This is a genomic window from Paraburkholderia sp. BL17N1 (assembly GCF_003634175.1).
Lineage (GTDB): Bacteria > Pseudomonadota > Gammaproteobacteria > Burkholderiales > Burkholderiaceae > Paraburkholderia.
This window is the reverse complement of the sequence record NZ_RBIW01000002.1, coordinates 2642008-2660317: the sequence shown is the minus strand read 5'-3', so window position 1 is coordinate 2660317 and position 18310 is coordinate 2642008. Positions and strand designations below refer to the sequence as shown.

At 63.6% G+C, this 18310-nt stretch carries 19 protein-coding genes and 1 pseudogene; 10 read left to right on the top strand and 10 right to left on the bottom strand.

Annotated elements, in window-relative coordinates; translation table 11 throughout:
• The first annotated feature begins 178 nt into the window (after nucleotides 1-178).
• Nucleotides 179-1039 (top strand): ammonia-dependent NAD(+) synthetase, encoded by an 861-nt coding sequence (gene nadE, locus B0G82_RS31820; RefSeq protein ID WP_121310198.1) that lies wholly within the window; start codon nucleotides 179-181, stop codon nucleotides 1037-1039.
• A 118-nt stretch (nucleotides 1040-1157) separates the two neighbouring features.
• On the opposite strand, the gene B0G82_RS31815 is transcribed toward nadE, so the two are convergent.
• The 6 genes from B0G82_RS31815 to B0G82_RS31795 all read right to left on the bottom strand — a co-directional run bounded on the left by B0G82_RS31815 (nucleotide 1158) and on the right by B0G82_RS31795 (nucleotide 6534).
• Nucleotides 1158-1424 carry an RNA-binding protein gene (locus tag B0G82_RS31815; protein ID WP_121310197.1) on the bottom strand — a complete coding sequence of 89 codons (267 nt, stop codon included), beginning with the start codon at nucleotides 1422-1424 and terminating at the stop codon, nucleotides 1158-1160.
• Between the two features lie 5 nt (nucleotides 1425-1429).
• The gene (locus B0G82_RS40215) at nucleotides 1430-1588 is read right to left on the bottom strand and encodes a hypothetical protein (protein WP_166678989.1); all 159 of its coding nucleotides are present in this window, start codon (nucleotides 1586-1588) and stop codon (nucleotides 1430-1432) included.
• A gap of 278 nt (nucleotides 1589-1866) precedes the next feature.
• Complete coding sequence (locus tag B0G82_RS31810) at nucleotides 1867-2217, bottom strand: hypothetical protein (protein ID WP_121310981.1); 351 nt, start codon at nucleotides 2215-2217, stop codon at nucleotides 1867-1869.
• Nucleotides 2218-2330: 113 nt separating this feature from the next.
• Entirely contained in the window at nucleotides 2331-2984 is a 654-nt protein-coding gene (locus B0G82_RS31805; RefSeq protein WP_121310196.1) for a hypothetical protein, read from the bottom strand.
• A 256-nt stretch (nucleotides 2985-3240) separates the two neighbouring features.
• Entirely contained in the window at nucleotides 3241-4908 is a 1668-nt protein-coding gene (locus tag B0G82_RS31800; protein ID WP_121310195.1) for a peptidase S1, read from the bottom strand.
• A 69-nt stretch (nucleotides 4909-4977) separates the two neighbouring features.
• Entirely contained in the window at nucleotides 4978-6534 is a 1557-nt protein-coding gene (locus B0G82_RS31795; protein ID WP_121310194.1) for a S53 family peptidase, read from the bottom strand.
• Between the two features lie 303 nt (nucleotides 6535-6837).
• On the opposite strand from B0G82_RS31795, the gene B0G82_RS31790 reads away from it, so the two are divergent.
• The gene (locus B0G82_RS31790) at nucleotides 6838-7347 is read left to right on the top strand and encodes a DUF1993 domain-containing protein (protein WP_106286337.1); all 510 of its coding nucleotides are present in this window, start codon (nucleotides 6838-6840) and stop codon (nucleotides 7345-7347) included.
• 97 nt (nucleotides 7348-7444) lie between these two features.
• Here the strand turns inward: B0G82_RS31790 and B0G82_RS31785 are convergent, their stop codons facing one another.
• Nucleotides 7445-7765: a YnfA family protein gene (locus B0G82_RS31785; protein ID WP_116121219.1), complete on the bottom strand. Its 321-nt coding sequence runs from the start codon at nucleotides 7763-7765 to the stop codon at nucleotides 7445-7447.
• Nucleotides 7766-7897: 132 nt separating this feature from the next.
• On the opposite strand from B0G82_RS31785, the gene B0G82_RS31780 reads away from it, so the two are divergent.
• A complete protein-coding gene (locus B0G82_RS31780; RefSeq protein ID WP_106286349.1) occupies nucleotides 7898-8071 on the top strand; it encodes a DUF1289 domain-containing protein in 174 nt (57 codons plus the stop codon).
• Nucleotides 8072-8137: 66 nt separating this feature from the next.
• On the opposite strand, the gene B0G82_RS31775 is transcribed toward B0G82_RS31780, so the two are convergent.
• Entirely contained in the window at nucleotides 8138-8791 is a 654-nt protein-coding gene (locus B0G82_RS31775; RefSeq protein ID WP_121310193.1) for a LysE family translocator, read from the bottom strand.
• Between the two features lie 154 nt (nucleotides 8792-8945).
• On the opposite strand from B0G82_RS31775, the gene B0G82_RS31770 reads away from it, so the two are divergent.
• From B0G82_RS31770 to B0G82_RS31760, 4 genes are all read left to right on the top strand, one after another.
• Nucleotides 8946-9413 carry an Lrp/AsnC family transcriptional regulator gene (locus B0G82_RS31770; protein ID WP_012426651.1) on the top strand — a complete coding sequence of 156 codons (468 nt, stop codon included), beginning with the start codon at nucleotides 8946-8948 and terminating at the stop codon, nucleotides 9411-9413.
• Between the two features lie 65 nt (nucleotides 9414-9478).
• On the top strand, nucleotides 9479-9712 hold the full coding sequence (locus B0G82_RS31765; RefSeq protein ID WP_106286340.1) for a hypothetical protein: 234 nt from the start codon (nucleotides 9479-9481) through the stop codon (nucleotides 9710-9712).
• A 792-nt stretch (nucleotides 9713-10504) separates the two neighbouring features.
• On the top strand, nucleotides 10505-10660 hold the full coding sequence (locus tag B0G82_RS39880) for a hypothetical protein (RefSeq protein ID WP_158608210.1): 156 nt from the start codon (nucleotides 10505-10507) through the stop codon (nucleotides 10658-10660).
• 119 nt (nucleotides 10661-10779) lie between these two features.
• Complete coding sequence (locus B0G82_RS31760) at nucleotides 10780-12438, top strand: NRAMP family divalent metal transporter (RefSeq protein WP_121310192.1); 1659 nt, start codon at nucleotides 10780-10782, stop codon at nucleotides 12436-12438.
• Between the two features lie 37 nt (nucleotides 12439-12475).
• Here B0G82_RS31760 and B0G82_RS31755 read toward each other — a convergent pair whose 3' ends face one another.
• Both B0G82_RS31755 and B0G82_RS31750 read right to left on the bottom strand, forming a co-directional pair.
• Nucleotides 12476-12952 (bottom strand): OsmC family protein, encoded by a 477-nt coding sequence (locus B0G82_RS31755; protein ID WP_121310191.1) that lies wholly within the window; start codon nucleotides 12950-12952, stop codon nucleotides 12476-12478.
• 90 nt (nucleotides 12953-13042) lie between these two features.
• Nucleotides 13043-13384, bottom strand: coding sequence for a hypothetical protein (locus B0G82_RS31750; RefSeq protein ID WP_106286344.1), 342 nt, complete (start codon nucleotides 13382-13384; stop codon nucleotides 13043-13045).
• Between the two features lie 399 nt (nucleotides 13385-13783).
• Here B0G82_RS31750 and B0G82_RS31740 point away from each other — a divergent pair, with 399 nt between their 5' ends.
• The 3 genes and pseudogenes from B0G82_RS31740 to tssG form a co-directional block, all read left to right on the top strand.
• Nucleotides 13784-14482, top strand: coding sequence for a glycine zipper 2TM domain-containing protein (locus B0G82_RS31740; protein ID WP_121310190.1), 699 nt, complete (start codon nucleotides 13784-13786; stop codon nucleotides 14480-14482).
• Nucleotides 14483-14568: 86 nt separating this feature from the next.
• The gene (locus B0G82_RS31735) at nucleotides 14569-16575 is read left to right on the top strand and encodes a bifunctional DedA family/phosphatase PAP2 family protein (protein WP_121310189.1); all 2007 of its coding nucleotides are present in this window, start codon (nucleotides 14569-14571) and stop codon (nucleotides 16573-16575) included.
• A gap of 681 nt (nucleotides 16576-17256) precedes the next feature.
• A pseudogene (tssG, locus tag B0G82_RS40210) lies at nucleotides 17257-18282 on the top strand (type VI secretion system baseplate subunit TssG); the annotation flags it as partial.
• Nucleotides 18283-18310 lie beyond the last annotated feature (28 nt).

The window sequence follows — 18310 nt, the reverse complement described above, 5'->3', positions numbered from 1 at the left end:
AGAACGAGGATGTTACTAAGCACATTGCGATCTGTCGATGAAGATTCGCCGACTCATTGATACCCTTGGACGTCTTTGCCGGTCAAGGCAGCGGATTTAAAGCGGTGCGAAGGTGAATTGAACCCGGGCCGGTTACGGTTCGATATGTGCGCGAGCGCGCAAGGAGCAAAGAGGAATCATGACGCAACACGATCCAGTTGCACGCCAGGCAAGCATCTCTGAGGAAATGCACATCAGCGCCGGGTTCGATGCTGAATATGAAATCGAGCGCCGGGTGGCCTTTCTCGCGAATTATCTGCGTAGCAGCGGCCTGAAAACGTATGTGCTCGGGATCAGCGGCGGCGTCGATTCGACAACCGCGGGGCGGCTCGCGCAACTCGCGGTTGAGCGATTGCGCGCCGAACATTACGATGCGCACTTCGTCGCAATACGTCTGCCTTACGGTGAACAGAAAGACGAAGCCGACGCGCAGCAGGCACTGCGCTTTATTCGCGCGGACGAAAATCTCACCATCGATATCAAAGCCGCGGCCGATGCCATGCTCGCCGCGCTCGATCAAAGTGGCCTGCTCTACAAGGACGAATCGCAACAGGACTTCGTGCACGGCAATATCAAGGCGCGGCAGCGCATGATCGCGCAATACGCGGTGGCGGGTGCGCGGGCCGGCGTGGTCATCGGTACGGATCACGCGGCCGAATCGGTGATGGGCTTTTTCACGAAGTTCGGCGACGGCGGCGCCGATGTGTTGCCGCTCACGGGGCTCAACAAGCGTCGCGTGCGCGCGCTGTCCAAAGCGCTGGGTGCGCCCGAAGCATTAGCGCACAAAGTGCCGACCGCCGACCTCGAAATGTTGCGGCCGCAACGGCCCGATGAGGACGCCTACGGCATTCCATACGATGCTATCGACGACTTCCTGGAGCGCAAACCGGTGAGCGATGCGGCGCGCGAGACCATCTTGCGCTTTTACGACGTCACGCGTCACAAGCGCGCGTTGCCGTACACGCCGTTCGATTGGCCGACGCAGACAAGCGGAGATTGAGAAAGGCATGGGTATGCAGGTGACGCGCCGAATGCGCCGTGCTGGGCGCTGCGGCGGCGCGTTAGCGTACGTGCGCTCTTGTCGCGCAACGCATTGAGGGTGAATCGATCGCGCCGGGTTACTGAGCCGCCGGCGGTTCGTCGGTGAACAGATCGGCGCTGGCTTCCAGCGTCTGACCGCCCAACTGTTTGCCGTGAATCTGCCGCGCGATCACTTCGCCTACATAGGGCACTTCGGCGTCCAGTTCGACCATGGCGTACGCGCTGGGCTTGCCGGCGTCGACCACCTCGATGTTTTTCGCGTAATGCCCAAGTTCGTGCTTGAGGAACTCCCGCACTTCCTGCTCGCTGCACGATCCCGCGATGTTGCGCACGATCAGGTTCATGCGGCCTACCCTCTGCGCGCGTTGCGGCCAGCGCCGCGATCCGCGGACTGCACGCGCACAGGGCGCAATGCGGCACGCTGCTTCGCCTGCTCGGCAGCGAGTTGGCGGATCAATGCAGCACCGGCGGCGCCCAAAGCGGCCAATGACAGATAGAAGGCGATCATTTAATTCTCCCCTGCGAGTTTCGTCCTGTACTCAGGATAGCCACAATCGACAGTAAAAGCGATGCAACACAGTGTCGTCAAAAAACGGACTTAAATATCGCCGTCAATGCACTGTACCTGAATAAGCGGCGTCAAAAATAGCAAAACAGCTGTTCATTTCGCGTGACAGGCCCGGCAAGCGCATCGAACGCGGGCGCTGAATGCAAAAACCGGGCCGCGACACGCTTCGCCACGGCATCCTGCGGGGGACTGCGCAAAAGGCGGACTGGTTGTCGCGATCAGTCCGCCGCTTGCACGTTGGCCGAACTCACCCACCATGCGTTCTTGCCTTGCGGCAGCTGAACCAGCACCGCGGACGGATCGTCGACGCCGTCATCCGCAATTTCGCATACCGCCAGACCGTCGGGCAGGCGCTTCACCTCGCCGGCCGACTGGAACAGCGCAACACGTTGCGCGCTCAACGGCCGCAACTGGCGATACACGTCGAAGCTGATGGCCGCGGGCACATCGCCGCGAATCTTCAGCGTGTCGGCCTGGCCGCAATGCACTGGCTCGGCGGCGAACACGGCAGCACTGCCGAATACGCAGCCGATAGAAAGAGCCATGACGGCAAGACGTGAATGGATCATGATGATTCTCCGAAAACTAGATGGGGTCACGGCCTGCGAGTTGCAAGCCGCGCGGCTGAATAGATGCCAGGTGCGCATGAACGAAGCAGGCGCCGCAAACGAGGCGGCCGGCTTCATGGCGGGTTGCCGCGGCCGGCGCCATGACCGTTGTCGCCACCGGTGGCCACGTCGAGCCGGCTGACGTCGCAGGACGTTTGACTGAAGCCCGAATAAACCACCGACCAGTTGCCGATAATCGCGGCTTGCGCTTCGGCGAGGCTCAGTTTGCCTTCGCAGACGCAGCGCTTGAGCATGACTGCCGCGCGCGCCTTGCGGCGCTCGCCCTGATGGCCGGCCCACGGCAGAAGATCGAGATTAGCGCGAGCGTCCGGCGAGCCGCCGAGCACGATAGGCACGCGGCGATCGAGCGCGAAGGAAGCGCCGTTGTCCGCCTCGATGCCGCGCGCGGCGAGCATGCGGTCTTTGTGCGCCATCAGTTCGTCGAACGGCGGTGCGACCGTGTCAGCGTAACCGGGACGGCAAATCGTGTCCCCCACCGATTGCTGCGTGACGCGCTCGTCGAGCATGGCGGCGTCCTGCGCGCAAGCGTCGACCGTGCGTAGCATCGCCAGCGCCGTGAAGCCAAGCGCGAGCGCAAAACGCGCAGTGCCGCGGGGACGCGCAACACCGCACCGGCGCGCGAGCGCCGGCAAAGCCGTGTCGTACGTACTGCTGGTCGCGTCGCTGGAATACTCTGTGCGACGCCTGTCTGCAATGCCTGCGTTCATTCGTCGGCGCGCCGGGAGCGGCACGCAATAGTTCAATTCGCAGACTAATTAAAACACATTCAATATGGATAAGTAAAAAAGCCTGACTACGCGCGCCGCGCGCATAGGCCGCATTTAGCCGATTTGGCAGGCCGAGGAAACCGGCAGCGCCACCGCTCGCGCGTCGCCGGTCCCAGCCGTCTGATAGCCAGACGCCCTTGCGATGCCAAGGCGTTTCGCACGCGCCGCGTCCGCGACGCGACGCGTCGATTCGCCGCTACCGCGGCACACGCGCCTGCAATGCGCGGATACGAAAAAGCGCTTGCGTGTTGGACACCGTCGTGTCGTACATTGTTGCGAGATCGGCCTTCAACGCGGTGCGCGATCCGCCGTCGAGATAAACCATATGTCCCGAAGGATAAAAGCGCGCCGACAGGTTCTGCCGGACCTGCTGGCTGAGCAACGGCATTTGCTGCAGATCGAGTACGGTCTGGTAAAACGGCGTGACGAAATCGAAGAAGCCGTTCGCCGACAGCACCTTCAGATCGGGATTGAGCGCCATCACGGCGGCCAGATCGCCGGCGGTGTATAGAATGATGTTGCCCTTCGAGTCGACGCCCTTCTGCGCGCCCGTCGGATCGATGTGACTGAAGTCCCAGTACTTGAAGGCCTGGTCGTTCAGATCCGTGAACGACGAATTCGACGTGTACTTCAGTTGCTCGTTCAGATACACGTTCCACATCGTCGTGTAGACGCCGGTGACCGCCGTCATGGTCGGGTCGTTGCCGCCGGAATTCGGGTCGATCTTGCCGGCAATGCCCGTGCCGATCGCCGTCACACGGCCGTCGTACTCGCCGAGCGCAAGCCCCTTGGATTTCAGCAGCGTGGTGAGGAATAGCGAATTGCCCCGGCTGTCGTACGAGGCGACATCCAGGCTCCACGCGAGCAAGGTCGTTTTGTCGATGCCCGTGTATTCGCTGAGCTTTTCGACCGTGGCCGCATCGGTGGTCGGAAACTTGCGCAGCGCGGCCAGATAGTCGGTGCGCGCGAACTGCGCGACTTCTTCGGCGAACGTGCCGAGATCGGTCGGTCGTGGCGCGATGCCGAGCTTCTTGTGATACCACGCGTCCGCGGCCGCCGTGGGCAGCGCGCCGACCGGGTTGCCGGCCTGCGTGTAATCGAGAATCGACGATTGCAGCGTAATGCCGTTCAGATCCACGCCATCTTCATGCAAACGGTACGCCAGCACGCAACTGCGCGCCGTGCCATACGACTCGCCGAACAGGTACTTCGGCGAATTCCAGCGGTTGTTCTTCGTCAGAAAACGCTTGATGAACTGCTTGATCGAGTCCGCGTCCTGGTCGACGCCCCAGAAGTCGCGGTTCTTCTTCGGCGCGATCGCCGCCGAGTAGCCGGTGCCGACCGGGTTGATGAAAACGAGGTCGCTCTTGTCGAGCAGGCTATCCGGATTGTCTTCCATCGAATACGGCGCGGGCGGCGTGAAGCTCGGCATCGAGGTCTTGATGCGACGCGGCGCGAACGAACCCAGCAGCACGAACACCGACGACGATCCCGGGCCGCCGTTATAAAAGAACGTGACCGGCCGGGCTTCTTCCTTCTGGTTGTCCTGCGTGAACGCCACGTAGAACATGCGGGCTTCCGGCTGCGAACTGCTCGGATCGACGATCACGAGGTGGCCCGCGGTTGCCGTGTAGTTGATCCTGTGCCCGCCGATGGTGACCGCGTGGTGCGTGATCGCGGCGCTTTCATCGGTTGCGGTGACGGAATCGTCAGGCCCGTTGCCATAGGCGACCGGGTCGAAGAACGGCTGATCTTTGGCTTTGTGCGGCGCGCTGGCGGGCGCGGGCGCCGGAGCCGGCGTGCCCGAAGCATGCGAATTGTGCGACGGCTGCGGACTAACAGAAGCTGACTCGGTGTTCGTCATGATCGCTCCATGGGTTCGTTCACGTCCTTTTGCGCCCCGAAGGACTTTCTTCGGGGCGTGTGTTGCAGACTATAGTGCGGCCGCCACCTTCTGACCATTGGGACTGCCGAGCCCCGTGCAGGCATCCCAACCCGCAGATGCCACGAAACTGCCGTTGTTGCCTTGCGTGATGTCGTTGCACGCGCCCGCCGCCTTATACAACTTAGGATTGATGAAGCCGGCCGGCTGCCCTTTCGCCGCATTGATGCGCGCGATCAGCGCGGCCCACAGCGGCGCGACCGCACTGGTGCCGCCGACCACCGTCTGCGTACCGTCGATCAATACACTGTAGCCGGTCACCGGCGAAGCGTCGCCCGCCACGTCGGGCACGCCGCGCCCGCTGAGCGCTTTCTTGCCGCCCTTCGTCGACGTGGCGGACAAGCCCTTCTGCCAGACCGGCAGCGGGAAGGCCTGGCTCACGCCGCCGCCGGTCGCGCCGCCTTGCGCGCCGTCGTTCCAGACCGCCTCGTGCGAGATCGCGGTGCCTGACGCGGTGAGGCTCGTGCCGCCGCAGGCCAGCACATAGGGGCTCGACGCCGGGAAGTCGACCTGGTCGCTGCCCGTGCCGTCGCTCGAACCACTGTCGCCCGACGCCGCGCAGACCGTCACGCCAAGGGTTGCCGCTGACTGCAGCACGCTGTTGAAGGCCTGCAACGACTGACTGGTCCAGTTCGCCTCCGGACCGCCCCAACTGATCGAAATCACCGACGGTTTGTTGGTCGTGTCGTGCACCGCGCGGCTCACGGCGTCGATAAAGCCGGCGTCGCTGTTCTGCGTGAAATACACCGCGATTTCCGCCCCGGGCGCGATTGCACCGACAACTTCAATGTCGAGCGTGACTTCGCCGTCCGGTCCGTTCGGATCGCCCGTGGGCTGGTTGCTGCCCTGATCGACGCCGACCGACTTCACCTTGGGCGACGCAACGCCGAGACTCGCGAAATAGGACTTGAGATCGCTGGCGTTATACCCGCCGCCCAGTTCGATGATGCCGACGCACTGCCCGCCGCCGTCGCCTTGTGGAAAGTGGTAGAGCGACGCCAGCTGCGGAGGCGTGAACGAAACCTGATGACCACGGGCCGGCTGGAACGGCGGCCGGATGCGAAAGTGCGGCCGCGCCTGCGGGCGGTTGTCGAGGCCGAGCACGGCCTGCACCACGCCGTGCAGATCGTCGGGCACACTGATCGCGCCGGTGCGGCCGCGGAACTGCCCAGACGTGTGATGTTCGTAATGTTCGAGCTTCACGGCGAACGCGTCCTGGAACTGGGCAATCGTGCCGCTCAGCAACACCGTGCGCGCGGCCGGATCTTCGCGCACCACCGTCAAACCGTGTGCGCTGGCGAAGGCCTTGACCTTGGCGATGTCGTCCGGCGCGGCGCCGTAGTCCTTCGCGAGCGTCTCGCGCGACAACGGCTTGACGCTGGGATCGCCGGCTTCGATCTTGCTCATCAATGCGTCGAATTGCGCCTGCTGCTGACGGCGCAACATGACGAATACATCGATCCGCTCCGCCGGATCGCATTGCCCCACGACTTTCGAACCCTGTTCCACTGTTCGCTCACTGCCTGGCAGCGGCTGCTTATTGACCATGGTGTCGACTCTCCAGTTAGCGTGACGGCGGTTTCCACGAGTTGGATGCACGCGCCACGCGCCTCTCACAACCTCATCGCCTGAAGGCGGCGGCAAGTTCGCTGTTTCAAGGACGTCAAAACGGTCCGACCAATCCATTCAAACACAGTTCCGGCGTGCGCGGCAGTTGTCCGAATGGCTAACGCCGCGTCGCCGCGATGCGCGTCTTTCGCCGCTCGCGCTATGATGCTGCAGCGGCAATCCAGCCGTTACATTGCCTCGCGCGCCATCCGCGCGCACGATCAAAGAATCAGAGGAAGCCCCATGTCAATTTCGATGTATCAAGCATCACTGCCCGTATTGATTCGCGGCCTGACGAACCTGCAGGTCATTCTGGGCAAAGCCGAAGCGCATGCCGCCGCGAAACAGATCGAGCCCACGGTGTTCACCACCGGCCGGCTCGCACCGGACATGCTGCCGCTCACACGCCAGGTCTATATCGCGAGCGACACCGCGAAGGGCTGCGCCGCCCGGCTGGCCGACGTCGAAGCGCCGAAGTACGACGACGTCGAGCAGACTTTTGAAGAACTGATTGCCCGCCTTCAAAAGACGATTGATTATTTGAAGGAATTCAAGCCTGAGCAGATCGACGGTTCGGAAGAACGCCCGATCACGCTGAAGCTGCGCTCGGGTCCGGTCGAGTTCACAGGCCAGTCGTATCTGCTCGGTTTCGTGCTGCCGAACTTCTTTTTTCACGTCACGACGGCGTATGACATTCTGCGTCACAACGGCGTCGATCTCGGCAAGCTCGATTATCTCGGCGGCATCAAGTAAAGCGCGAGCCTGCGGACTCGAAGTTGGCGCGGAAGCGGCAACGAGCGCGCACAGAGAGAGGCCTTTGGGAGCGGGAAAGATCGGCTCGCCCGCCTGCTCAAACGCGCGGCTGGAACGCGATGATCGCCATGCCGGCGAGCGTGAAAGCCACGCCGGCGGCGTCCCACAGCGTGGGCCGCACCTTGTCGACGCACCATAGCCAGGCAATCGCCACAGCTACATATACACCGCCGTAAGCCGCATACACGCGGCCTGCGGCGGTACCGTGCAGGGTCAGCAGCCAGGCGAAGAGCGCGAGGCTGAGCGCGCCCGGCACCAGCAGCCAGATCGAACCGCCCTCTTTCAGCCAGCGCCACGGCAAATAGCAACCGACAATTTCGGCAATGGCGGTCACGGCATAGAGCAAAAAAGTTTTCATCGAGTGGGAAAGCGAGTGATTGTGCCGCCACGAACAAGCTCTGGCGCTCTATTGGCTTTATTAACACAATCACTTTGCGCGCGGGCATGGGGCATGCGAGAGTCTTGGCATTTCCTTTAATTGCCAATGGCCATGAGCATCGCGTCACCCTGCATCGACATCTGCAAGTTCGACAGCAAAACCGGCTTCTGCATAGGCTGCATGCGCACGCGCGACGAATGCAAAAGCTGGAAGAAGATGAAAGACAAGCATCGCCGGAAAATCATCGAGGACCGCTCGCGGCGCGAGCACAAGCTGAGCAGATAAGCGGACTCTCCTGCATGGCGCACGGCCGGGCGGTCAGGAGAAGCGCCGCGCCGTATCCAGCCAAGATCAGTCCAGCGAGAGCCGCAACGCGAAACCGATCAGCGCGGCCGAGAAGGTCCAGCGCTGCAGCGTTTGCGCTAGCGGATGGGCGCGCATCCAGCCGGCGATCCGCGCGGCGCCGATCGCGTACAGCATGTCGAAACAGGCGCCGATAGCGAGCAGCACCAGACCGAGTTCGACCATCTGCAAAGCCACCGGCCCCGCCTCCGGACGCACGAACTGCGGCAGCAGCACGGAGCAGAACAGCAGCGCCTTCGGGTTCAGCAGGTTGGTGAGTAAGCCCTTGACAAAAGCAGCCCGCAACGGACGAGACTCGACGCTCGCCGTCGCCTCCGCGTGGCCGCCGGCGGCATGACCGGCAGGCAGCGCGAACACCGGCGAACGAAAGATCTGAATTCCCACCCACGCGAGATAAACCGCGCCGCCATAGCGCACTACTTCGTATAACCACGGCGCGCTGCGCAATAGCGCGGCCACGCCGCATGCCGAGAGCGTAACGTGCGTCGCGCGCGCGAGCCCGAGGCCGCCGGCAGCCGCGAAGCCGCTGCGCACGCCGCGTCCGATACTGGTTTGCAGCACCAGCGCCATGTCCGGTCCAGGCACGGCATAGACGACGAAAAGCGCCGCGATATACACGGCCAGCAGATGTGCGGAAATCATCGAATTCTCCTGTTTTCAAGGCTCTATCTTGCTATCGTCGGCGGAGGGTTTGCTGGCGAATTACCGGTTCCGACTGCTCGCCCGTGGAGGAATGCGCTAATATTGCGGCCCGAGCACCGGCTTTCCTCCAATCCGTCATCAGCACCACAGAGCCATGACAACCGACCTCGATAAAACCGACCGCGCGATCCTCGCCGCTCTTCAGAAAGATGGCCGTATGTCCAATGCGCGGCTGGCCGAAACGGTCGGCCTCAGCGAAACGCCCTGCGCACGCCGGCTGAAGCGCCTCGAAAACGATGGCTATATCGACCAGTACCGCGCGATGCTGTCGCGCTCCGCGCTCGGCTTCGGCGTCGTCGCGTTCGTCTACGTGCGTTTTGCCGTGCACGACCGCGCGGTGGCGACGCGCTTCGAGCGCGAGGTGCAGGCCATCCCGCGCATCCTCGCGTGTCACAACGTGTCGGGCAGCGCCGATTACATCCTGCAGGTGGTGGCGCGCGATCTCGACGACTACGGCACCTTCATGCGCGATGAAATGCGTAGCCTGCCGGGCGTGACATCGGTGGAATCGGCGCTGTCATTGCGCGAAGTGAAGGCCAACGGCGGCTTGCCGCTGTCCTGAACGCTAACGTGGCATAGTCACCCCTTTAAAACGGCGCGAGCCGACCAGTCGAACACGGAGTTCTCATGGATCACGAACAGGCGCGAGCCGAAGAAACCGCGGCAATGCAGCGTGTATTGACCGCGACCCAACGCGTGCAGTCGGCGTTCGCGTCGCTGCAATCGCAATTCCCGCCGGCCGGCAGCGGCACCCCTTCGCAGTTCGCGCTGCAAACATTCGACGCCGCGCTGCAGGAACTCGAAGACGCGCAAGCCGCATTCGACGAGCTGCTTGGCGATCTGCTCGACGGCAATCGTTGAGACATTGGAAGGCGTGTTTTCGTCGGCGCGGGGCGGCGGATCGTGCCGAGTCACGCACGCGCCGCGCCCCGCCATATCGGCTCAAGCCGCTCTCCACCGGCAGCAGCGAGAAATAGCCTTCATTAGCCTTTCTTTTCCATCGAAATTGAAAGACAAGACGCCTCCCACCACCACAACGTGGCCTGGCCCACACCCCGCCAAACAATATTTGCTTCGTTTAACGAAGCATGTTGACTTCCGCTTGCTGCAGTGCCTAAAATTCGCCGTCTTCATCAACGAGGCCCATGCCTTGGACACCAGCAGTAGTCGACCTTCGAACAGTTTCACTGCCTGACCGGCCCGACGCCCGCGCTTTTTTCTCAGCCGCCGTCTTGCCGACAGGCAGACGGTGCGCGCCGCAGTAACTTACTCCGTGCACCTTGACTAGCGCCATCCGGCCGCGCCGTGCTTACGCACATGCGTCCCGCCGATTGGCATCCCGTCGCGAGCCTTCGCTCGCGGCAGCGTTCGCTCGCACCGTTTCGATTCGTTCGACATGCGGTGCTGCCGAACGTGTGGACCAACACGTGCGTACCGAACGCCGATAAGGAGCCGCCATGGACAGTGACAGTTATCCCATATGCCGCCTGGTTGCCGCTCAATGGTCGCTCAGTCACGACCGAGCGGACAGGCAAACAATCATTTGCCCAAGGAAAAGCGAGTAGACCTGCTTCGCCGCGCGCCTGATGCGCCGCGCTCCGTGTCTGCTGGCTTTCCGCAATCCGCGTCAAGCCCTACGCCCGGAGAAAAAACATGTACCTCGCCACGCTCGTACCGACACGCCAGCAAACCCACACCCATAGCGACGCCGCCCTCGCATTGCACGGCGTCGAGCCGCACTGGCTCGCCGTGGCCTGGCACCGCGTCAGGGCGCTCGTTTTGCGTGCCGTCTCGCGGTCCACTTCGTAAGCACACACGCTCAGCGCGTCTTCGCGTTTGCGCCCGCGCCGCCGCCCCGTTCGGCCGCGCATCCGGCGGATCCTGAAGACGCCCCGCTCAATCCAATCAAACCTACTCAGGCGGCCAGCATGTCCACTCCAATCAACGTCTCACCACCCCGCAGCGCCGTTCTCGACGACGCGCATCTCGGCGACATCAAGGGCGCACTCGGCACCATCGCCCATCACGACACGGGGGCGCGCAACAGTTGGTGGGCCCGCCTGCGCACGCTGCTTGCGATTGTTGGGCCCGGCCTCATCGTGATGGTCGGCGATAACGATGCCGGCGCCTTCGGCACCTACACGCAAGCGGGACAGAACTACGGCACCACCTTGCTGTGGACCATGCTGCTGCTCGTGCCCGTGCTGTTCGTCAATCAGGAGATGGTGCTGCGTCTGGGCGCGGTGACCGGCGTCGGTCATGCACGGCTGATCTTCGAGCGCTTCGGCAAATTCTGGGGAGCCTTCAGCGTCGTGGATCTGTTCATCCTCAACGCGTTGACGATCGTGACCGAGTTCATCGGCATCACGTTCGTGCTCCAGTTCTTTGGCATTCCGAAGGTAGCCGGCGTTTGCATCGCCGCGGCGGTAACCATGGCCGCGGTGAGCACGGGCGACTTCCGGCGCTTCGAACGTTTCGCCGTGGTGCTGTGCGTGATGAGCCTGTTGCTCGTGCCGGTGCTGGTATCGATTCACCCGCCGGTCAGCAAGATGGCGCACGATTTTCTGATCCCGGGCTGGCCCGCTCAATCGAAGCTGAGCGACGTGATGCTGCTCGTGATCGGCATTGTCGGTACCACCGTCGCGCCGTGGCAATTGTTCTTCCAGCAGAGCTACATCGTCGATAAACGCATTACGCCGCGCTTCATGAAGTACGAAAAGGCTGACCTGTGGATCGGTATCGTCTTCGTGATGATCGGCGCCGTGGCCATGATCTCGTTTTGCGCGGCGCTCTACGCGGGCAAGCCCGAATTCGGCCATTTCACCGACGCGGGCGGCGTGATCGCCGACCTCGAAAGATATGCCGGCCGCACGCCCGCCGTGCTGTTCGCCGTGGCGCTGCTCGACGCATGCATCATCGGCGCGGCGGCGGTGTCGTTGTCGAGCGCCTACGCGATCGGCGACGTCTTCAAGATTCGCCACTCGCTGCATCGCGGCGTGTCGGACGCGAAGGGCTTCTACCTCGTCTATTTCGCCATCGTGGCGGCCGCGGCGACGCTGGTGCTGATTCCGGGCAGCCCGCTCGGCCTTCTGACGGAAGCGGTGCAGACGCTTGCCGGCGTGCTGCTGCCGAGCGCGACCGTGTTTCTGCTGCTGTTGTGCAACGACCGCGCGGTGCTCGGACCGTGGGTGAACTCGAAGAAGCTCAACGTCTTCACAGGCGCAGTAGTCTGGGTGCTCGTCATGCTATCCATCATTCTCACGGCTTCCGTCATGTATCCGGACATCACCGGCGAAGTCATGCTTGAAGTGCTCGCAGCCGGCACGCTGATGGCCGTGGCAGGTTATGCGGCCACCGTCGTGGCCCGCAAGCTGCGGCGGAAATCCGGGAGCGCCGTGGCTCAGGAGAGCGAATTCGGGTGGTCGAAGGAAACGCGCGCAACGTGGCGCATGCCGCCTCTGGACGAGTTGCCGGCGCCGCAATTGACGCTGTCCAAGCGGGTCTGGATGGGCGTGCTGCGCGGCTATCTGATCGTGGCGGTCGCGCTGGTGATCGTGAAGGTCGTGCAGATGGCGCTGCTGCATTGAACCGATAGCGCCCAGCAGGCGGCCGGGCCTGCCTCGGTCAATCACTATCCGTTTCGATGACCGCTTCGCAGAGAATCGGAAAATTGACCGAGTTCGCGATATAGCACTTCTCGTGCGCCACGTGATGCAAGCGCGCGGCGAGTTCGGCATCATCGCCCGCGCGAATCACGACGCGCGGGCGCAGCACGATCTGTGAAAAACGGCCGTGTTTCGGGTCGTCTAGCATGGTGCCTTCGGCGTCGTCGCGATACGCCGTCACCGTGATGCCGGCATCCGCGCATAGATGCAGATACCAGAGTTTGTGGCAGGCGCTGGCCGAGGCGACCAGCAGGTCTTCGGGGTTCCAGCGGTTGGCGTCGCCGAGAAAGGCCGCGTCCGATGAACCTGGAATCTCCGGCTTGTTGCCCGCCGCTATCACATGATCGCGCCCGTAATCGCGGTAGCCGGAAGTGCCGCTTCCGCGATTGCCGGTCCATTGCACCGACACCTTGTATTTGTGCTCGCCGTACGCCATGCCCATCTCCTTGCCGTCGAATCGGATCCGCTTGCCGAGGCGTGCATTTTATCCGCGGCGCTCACGCGATGGACACGCCCCGCTTGCTGACTAATTCCGCGGCGGCGGCGGCGCGCCCCTGCCGGCGAAATTCGGCACGCGCGGGTCCGGGTTCGCGTTCAGGCTCGTGCCGTTCGCCCGCATGGTGTTGAGTGCGGGACCGGCTCTTACCCCGCCCGCCGTTCCCGCACCCGGCGACATCGGGCTCATGCCGGCGGCCGTCGACGGACCCGTTCCCGCTGTGGCCCCCGCATTGTTGGTCATGCCGGAAGGCGCGCCATTGACGGCAGCCGCTCCGGTGGCGCCTGGCTGCGTGACCGACTGCCCATACGCTGCGGCAACGGCACCGATCATCATTGCCGACGCCGCGATACTGCCCTTTACGATCTTCATAGCCCACTCCGTTACTTCGTCGAATTGCGCGAGCGCGAGGTCCGTGTTGCCCGGCCGCTCAAATAGTAAGACGGCGCCCCGCCCGCTTCGTTCGCCGCCGCACGACCCGGCCGATCCGCATACGACCCAGCGTCCATTGCATGACAGGCGGTACACGCTCGACCACTTCCACACCAGGCTGCTGAAACTGTCCGAGGGTTTTCAGGCGACGACCGGCGCACGCCTGACGAGCATCCGCCACGGCCGCCGGCAACCTTTCCTCGACGAACTCAGCGACGAAATCCGAACGTGTAACCGCTCGCGCGAAAGCGTACAAATCCTTACAAAGCAGCACGCAACCCGTGTGCACCGAACGCACTTTCGCGGCGTTATTGCAGGCACCTACCCGCGGAGTCCGCCATGAACACGAACCTCACTTCCAGCCAACCGCAACGCAGCCGCATTCATCCGCTAGTTGCCGGCGCGGCTGTCGCCGTCATCCTGGCGAGCGCAACCGGCATCGCCGCGATGACCGGTTTGCTGCCGACTTCGCACGCCGTCACGGAACCCGCGCTGCCGGTCACGGCAGCGGCGGCGCCGCTCGCTAGCACGCCGGTTGCGGCGCCGCAAGCGGCTCCGGTTGAGCAGACGGCGCAGCAAACCGCCCCTGCCCGGCCGCCGGTTCATCATCCGCACCGCGCGACACCGGTGGCCGCGCCGAATTCCGCAAACAATCAGGGCTACCAGGCACCTTATGACGCCGCGGCACCGCGCCCGGTCGCCGCCGACCCGTACGCGGGCGAAGTCGTCGCCATCAATACGGTGCAGACGCCCGAGCCGACCACGGGCCTCGGCGCGCTGGGCGGCGCGGTGGCGGGCGGGCTGGTCGGCAACCAGATCGGCGGCGGCCGCGGCAAGATTCTCACGACGATTGCCGGCGCGGTCGGCGGCGGCCTCGCCGGGAACGGCATCGAACACGCGGTGCGCAAGCAGACCACCTACCAGGTCCAGGTCCGCATGCAGGACGGCAGCTACCGCAACTTTAGCTACCCGACGCAGCCGGCCGTGCAGATCGGCCAACGCGTTCACGTCTCCGGCGATTCGCTTAGCGCTTCGTGAACCTGCGGCCGGCGTCCAAAAAGGAATAAGACGGCTCCGTCGCGCGTTATGATCAATCGTTACGCCAGAACGGCTGATCGCGCACGATGGAGCACGCCTACATCCACCTCTTGCACCAGTTAGCCGGCCATCCCGGCTGGACGCTCACGGTCATCTTCCTGGCGGCGTTTCTGGAGTCGCTCGCCGTCATCGGCACTTTCGTTCCGGGCAGCACCGCCATGTTCCTTGCCGGCGCGCTGATCGGCACCGGCTCGCTGAGTCTCGGCTGGGCACTCGCGTGGGCGATCGCCGGCGCCATCGCCGGCGACGGCATGAGCTTCTGGATCGGCAGCCGTTACAAGGACCGCATCGTCCAGTTCTGGCCGTTCTGCAAACATCCCGAGGTGCTCGAGGCAGGCCACCGCTTCTTCCACAAACATGGCGCGAAGAGCGTCGTGCTGGCGCGCTTCATCGGCCCTTTGCGGGCAATCGTGCCGGTGGTGGCGGGCATGCTCGGCATGCCGCCGCTGCGCTTTTACGCAATGAACGTGCTGTCGGCGCTGATCTGGGCGCCGGCCCATATCCTGCCGGGCATGATCTTCGGCGCCTCGGTGCTGCTGGCCGGCGCGGTGTCGTTCAGGCTCGTCGTGATCATCGCGCTGCTGGTGGGGATTGTCTGGCTGAGCTTTCGCGCGGCGCGTTTTCTGCTCTCGCACGCCAATGCGTGGTCGAGCGCGGCGGGCCAACAGCTGGGCAGCTGGGCCTGTCGGCATCCGGGTCCGTTCGGCCGTTTCGCGCGCAAGATGCTCGACCCCAGTACGCCTGACGCCAGCAGCATCCTGCTGACGTCGCTGGTCGTACTCGTGTCGGGCGCGCTTTTTTTCGGCGTGCTCGACGACGTCGCCAGCGGCGATCCGCTGACGCGAGTGGACGTCTCCGTCTACCACTTCCTGCAATCGGTACGCACGCCCTGGAGCGATACCGTTCTCGCCGGTCTCTCGACGCTCGGCAGCAGCATCACACTCGCGGCGCTGGTCGTGACGGTCACGGTATGGATGCTGTTGGAGCGGCGCCGGCGCACCGTCGGCTACTGGCTCGCGGCGGTGGTGTTTTCCCAATTGCTGATCTACGTGCTGCAGTTCGCGATGCACCGCGCGCCGCCCAATACGTCGCTGATCGGCGCCTATGTGTTTCCGAGCAATCACGTCGCCGCAACCGTCATCGTGTACGGTTTCCTGGCGTTTCTGCTGGCGCGCCGGGTCGAGAGGCTGGAAGGGGTGCTGGTGGCGGCCGCGAGTGCGATCGTGGTGATCCTGGTCGCGCTCGCGGGATTGTACTTCGGCAGGTACTGGGTGTCCGACGCGCTCGGCGGCGCCGCGCTCGCCTACCTCTGGGTAGCGGTCGTTGCGTTGACAGCGATGTGGCGGCACCCGGAAACGCCGCCCGAACGCGCGTTCATGCCGGTCGTGGTGCTGGTGGTCGTGCTGCTCAGCGTGGGCGTCCAGGTCGGCTTCAACATGCCCACGCCGCCGCCGGACAGCGTGCTGCGCCCGCCTCCCGTGCTGGTCTCGCAATCGCAATGGACACTCTCCGTATGGAAGCGCCTGCCGTGTTACCGCTCGGACATGGGCGGCGATCGCAAGGAGCCGCTCACGCTGCAGTGGGTTTCGAACCTCGATTCGATCCGCGGACAGTTGCGCGCCCAAGGCTGGGTGGAAGGCACGGACGTCTCGGCGCACAGTCTGCTCTCGCTAGCCTCGCCCAATGTGGCGGCGGTGTCGCTGCCGGTCTTGCCGAAGCTCAACAACGGCGTGCCGTCTTCGGTGGTATTCATGCGTCCGGGCGACACGCGCGACGAACGCGACGTGCTGCGGTTCTGGCCCAGCGGTTACGCGGTGGGCAACGGCACCTCCGTCACGCCGCTATGGGTCGGCGCTTTCGCGCACGAACGGCTGTCGCGCGCGTCATGGCCGATCAACATTCTGCGGGTCGACAGGGAGATGACCTCGTTCGATGCGCACGAGAAATCGAGTGCGGGTCTCGGCGCGGAGCTCGTCGCCCGGGTCAGCTGCCGCGGCGTGCCGGTGTCGCTGCTCGCTTCGCCGACGGAGTGAGCGCGTTCGCTGCTCCAGCGAAGAAATCCTTCTGCGCTCAATCAGTTATGTCGCTTGGCCAGGAGTTGTCCACAGGGATGTGAACAATTTCTGTGGATAAATTCGCCCGCGACGCTCAAGAGCTACAAACACCTGTTCCGCTTGAATTTAACAACCTGGTTGCTGGCACATGGCCTCTGGTTGTCCGCATCATCGGGACACGGCAGGTGTTTTGCGTGACCATTCAGGGCGACTCCGGTCGCCCTTTTTTATCGGGTTGCTTGCTGCGCGTTCCCGGATTTGTTCGATGTCACGGCTGCGTACACGACCCGCGCATTGATTCTGCATGTCGGCACAATTCCCCTCCTGATCCGCAGACGCGCTCTCGTTGCCCGCGCCCGTCGCAGGCTTTTTTATGCCTGCGCTGACGCCAGCCTGGTGGTCCGTGTCGATGCACGATACATAACTTGCTCAGGACGGGGTGTATAACCGTCAATGCAACTGGACGCCGCTGACATTTCCCAGCGTTATTGCGAAATAGTCCTGCTGACTATCCAACGACTATCCCCGATGATTGAAAGAACTCGGGGAAGAGGTCAAACGATGAAAGCTGTACGCTGCGACAGGTATCCACGTCTTACGTATCCACGCCTCACGGCTCCTGTCTTTCCCGTGCGGGCCGCATCAGGCGCGTCGTGATTGATGGAGCGCGCCCGCTTCGATCTGCCCATGCCCGGCGTGGCGCTTTCACCGGAAAGCGTTGAACGTCTGATGGCCGAACCCTGGCGCTACGGGTTCATTTCCCTGCTGCGCCGTATCGGCGCCGATCCCCGCATTGATCCGGTCGGCACCGCGCGGCGTCCGCAGGCGGAGCCGTTCCGTCTCGGCCAGGCACCGAGCCTCGCATTCGCGTCGCGCGAGATTGCCGACGTGCGTGAGGTCAACGGGCGTCTGAAGATACGGCTTCTCAGTCTGGGCATGTTCGGGCCGAACGGGCCACTGCCGATTCACATCACCGAGATTGCACGCGAGCGTGAGCAGAACCGGCGGGATGCGACGCTCGTCAACTTCCTCGACATCTTTCACCACCGCTACCTGACTCTGCTGTACCGGGCGTGGGTCTCCGCACAGGCCGCAGCGGGCCTTGACCGGAAGGATGACGAAACATTCTCCTTTTTTGTCGCGAGCCTCGCCGGCCACGATCCCGCCGAAATCGCCGGCCGGCCGTTTCCTGGCCATGCGCGCCTCGCCGCCTCTGCGCATCTGGTGCGCGAAGCGCGTAATCCCGACGGCCTGCGCGCGACGCTTGAGCAGTACTTCGGCGTACCGGTCGCAATCGAGGAATACGTCTTTCACTGGCTGGAAATGGCGCCGGCCAGCCACAGTTATCTCGGCAAGCCCGTGGAGTCTTCGACGCTTGCGATGGGCGCGATGCTCGGTGAGCAGGTGCCGGACCGCCAGCACCGGTTCCGCATTGTCCTGGGGCCGCTCGACCTGGCGGTGTATCTGCGTTTCACGGCGCAGGGCGTGGACCTGCCGAAGCTCGTCGAATGCGTGAGGGAATTTGTCGGGCGCGGTTACCGGTGGGAACTGGAACTGCGCATCAAGCCACAGGGCGCACCACCTGCGGTGCTGGGTGGAACGGAACAACTCGGCTGGTCCAGCTGGCTTGGACAGGCGCCCACGGATGCGCCGATTACCGGCATGCGCTTCGAACCGGAACAGTACGTGGAGCAGTTGGCGAGGCGATCCGTAC

Coding starts and splice junctions, on each gene's coding strand:
- B0G82_RS31770 (WP_012426651.1), top strand. CDS start 8,946: ATGACAACCGACCTCGATAAAACCGACCGCGCGATCCTCGCCGCTCTT.
- B0G82_RS40215 (WP_166678989.1), bottom strand. CDS start 1,588: ATGATCGCCTTCTATCTGTCATTGGCCGCTTTGGGCGCCGCCGGTGCT.
- nadE (WP_121310198.1), top strand. CDS start 179: ATGACGCAACACGATCCAGTTGCACGCCAGGCAAGCATCTCTGAGGAA.
- B0G82_RS31795 (WP_121310194.1), bottom strand. CDS start 6,534: ATGGTCAATAAGCAGCCGCTGCCAGGCAGTGAGCGAACAGTGGAACAG.
- B0G82_RS31735 (WP_121310189.1), top strand. CDS start 14,569: ATGGAGCACGCCTACATCCACCTCTTGCACCAGTTAGCCGGCCATCCC.
- B0G82_RS31765 (WP_106286340.1), top strand. CDS start 9,479: ATGGATCACGAACAGGCGCGAGCCGAAGAAACCGCGGCAATGCAGCGT.
- B0G82_RS31740 (WP_121310190.1), top strand. CDS start 13,784: ATGAACACGAACCTCACTTCCAGCCAACCGCAACGCAGCCGCATTCAT.
- B0G82_RS31790 (WP_106286337.1), top strand. CDS start 6,838: ATGTCAATTTCGATGTATCAAGCATCACTGCCCGTATTGATTCGCGGC.
- B0G82_RS31750 (WP_106286344.1), bottom strand. CDS start 13,384: ATGAAGATCGTAAAGGGCAGTATCGCGGCGTCGGCAATGATGATCGGT.
- B0G82_RS31760 (WP_121310192.1), top strand. CDS start 10,780: ATGTCCACTCCAATCAACGTCTCACCACCCCGCAGCGCCGTTCTCGAC.
- B0G82_RS31805 (WP_121310196.1), bottom strand. CDS start 2,984: ATGAACGCAGGCATTGCAGACAGGCGTCGCACAGAGTATTCCAGCGAC.
- B0G82_RS31775 (WP_121310193.1), bottom strand. CDS start 8,791: ATGATTTCCGCACATCTGCTGGCCGTGTATATCGCGGCGCTTTTCGTC.
- B0G82_RS31810 (WP_121310981.1), bottom strand. CDS start 2,217: ATGATCCATTCACGTCTTGCCGTCATGGCTCTTTCTATCGGCTGCGTA.
- B0G82_RS31800 (WP_121310195.1), bottom strand. CDS start 4,908: ATGACGAACACCGAGTCAGCTTCTGTTAGTCCGCAGCCGTCGCACAAT.
- B0G82_RS39880 (WP_158608210.1), top strand. CDS start 10,505: ATGTACCTCGCCACGCTCGTACCGACACGCCAGCAAACCCACACCCAT.
- B0G82_RS31815 (WP_121310197.1), bottom strand. CDS start 1,424: ATGAACCTGATCGTGCGCAACATCGCGGGATCGTGCAGCGAGCAGGAA.
- B0G82_RS31780 (WP_106286349.1), top strand. CDS start 7,898: ATGAGCATCGCGTCACCCTGCATCGACATCTGCAAGTTCGACAGCAAA.
- B0G82_RS31785 (WP_116121219.1), bottom strand. CDS start 7,765: ATGAAAACTTTTTTGCTCTATGCCGTGACCGCCATTGCCGAAATTGTC.
- B0G82_RS31755 (WP_121310191.1), bottom strand. CDS start 12,952: ATGGCGTACGGCGAGCACAAATACAAGGTGTCGGTGCAATGGACCGGC.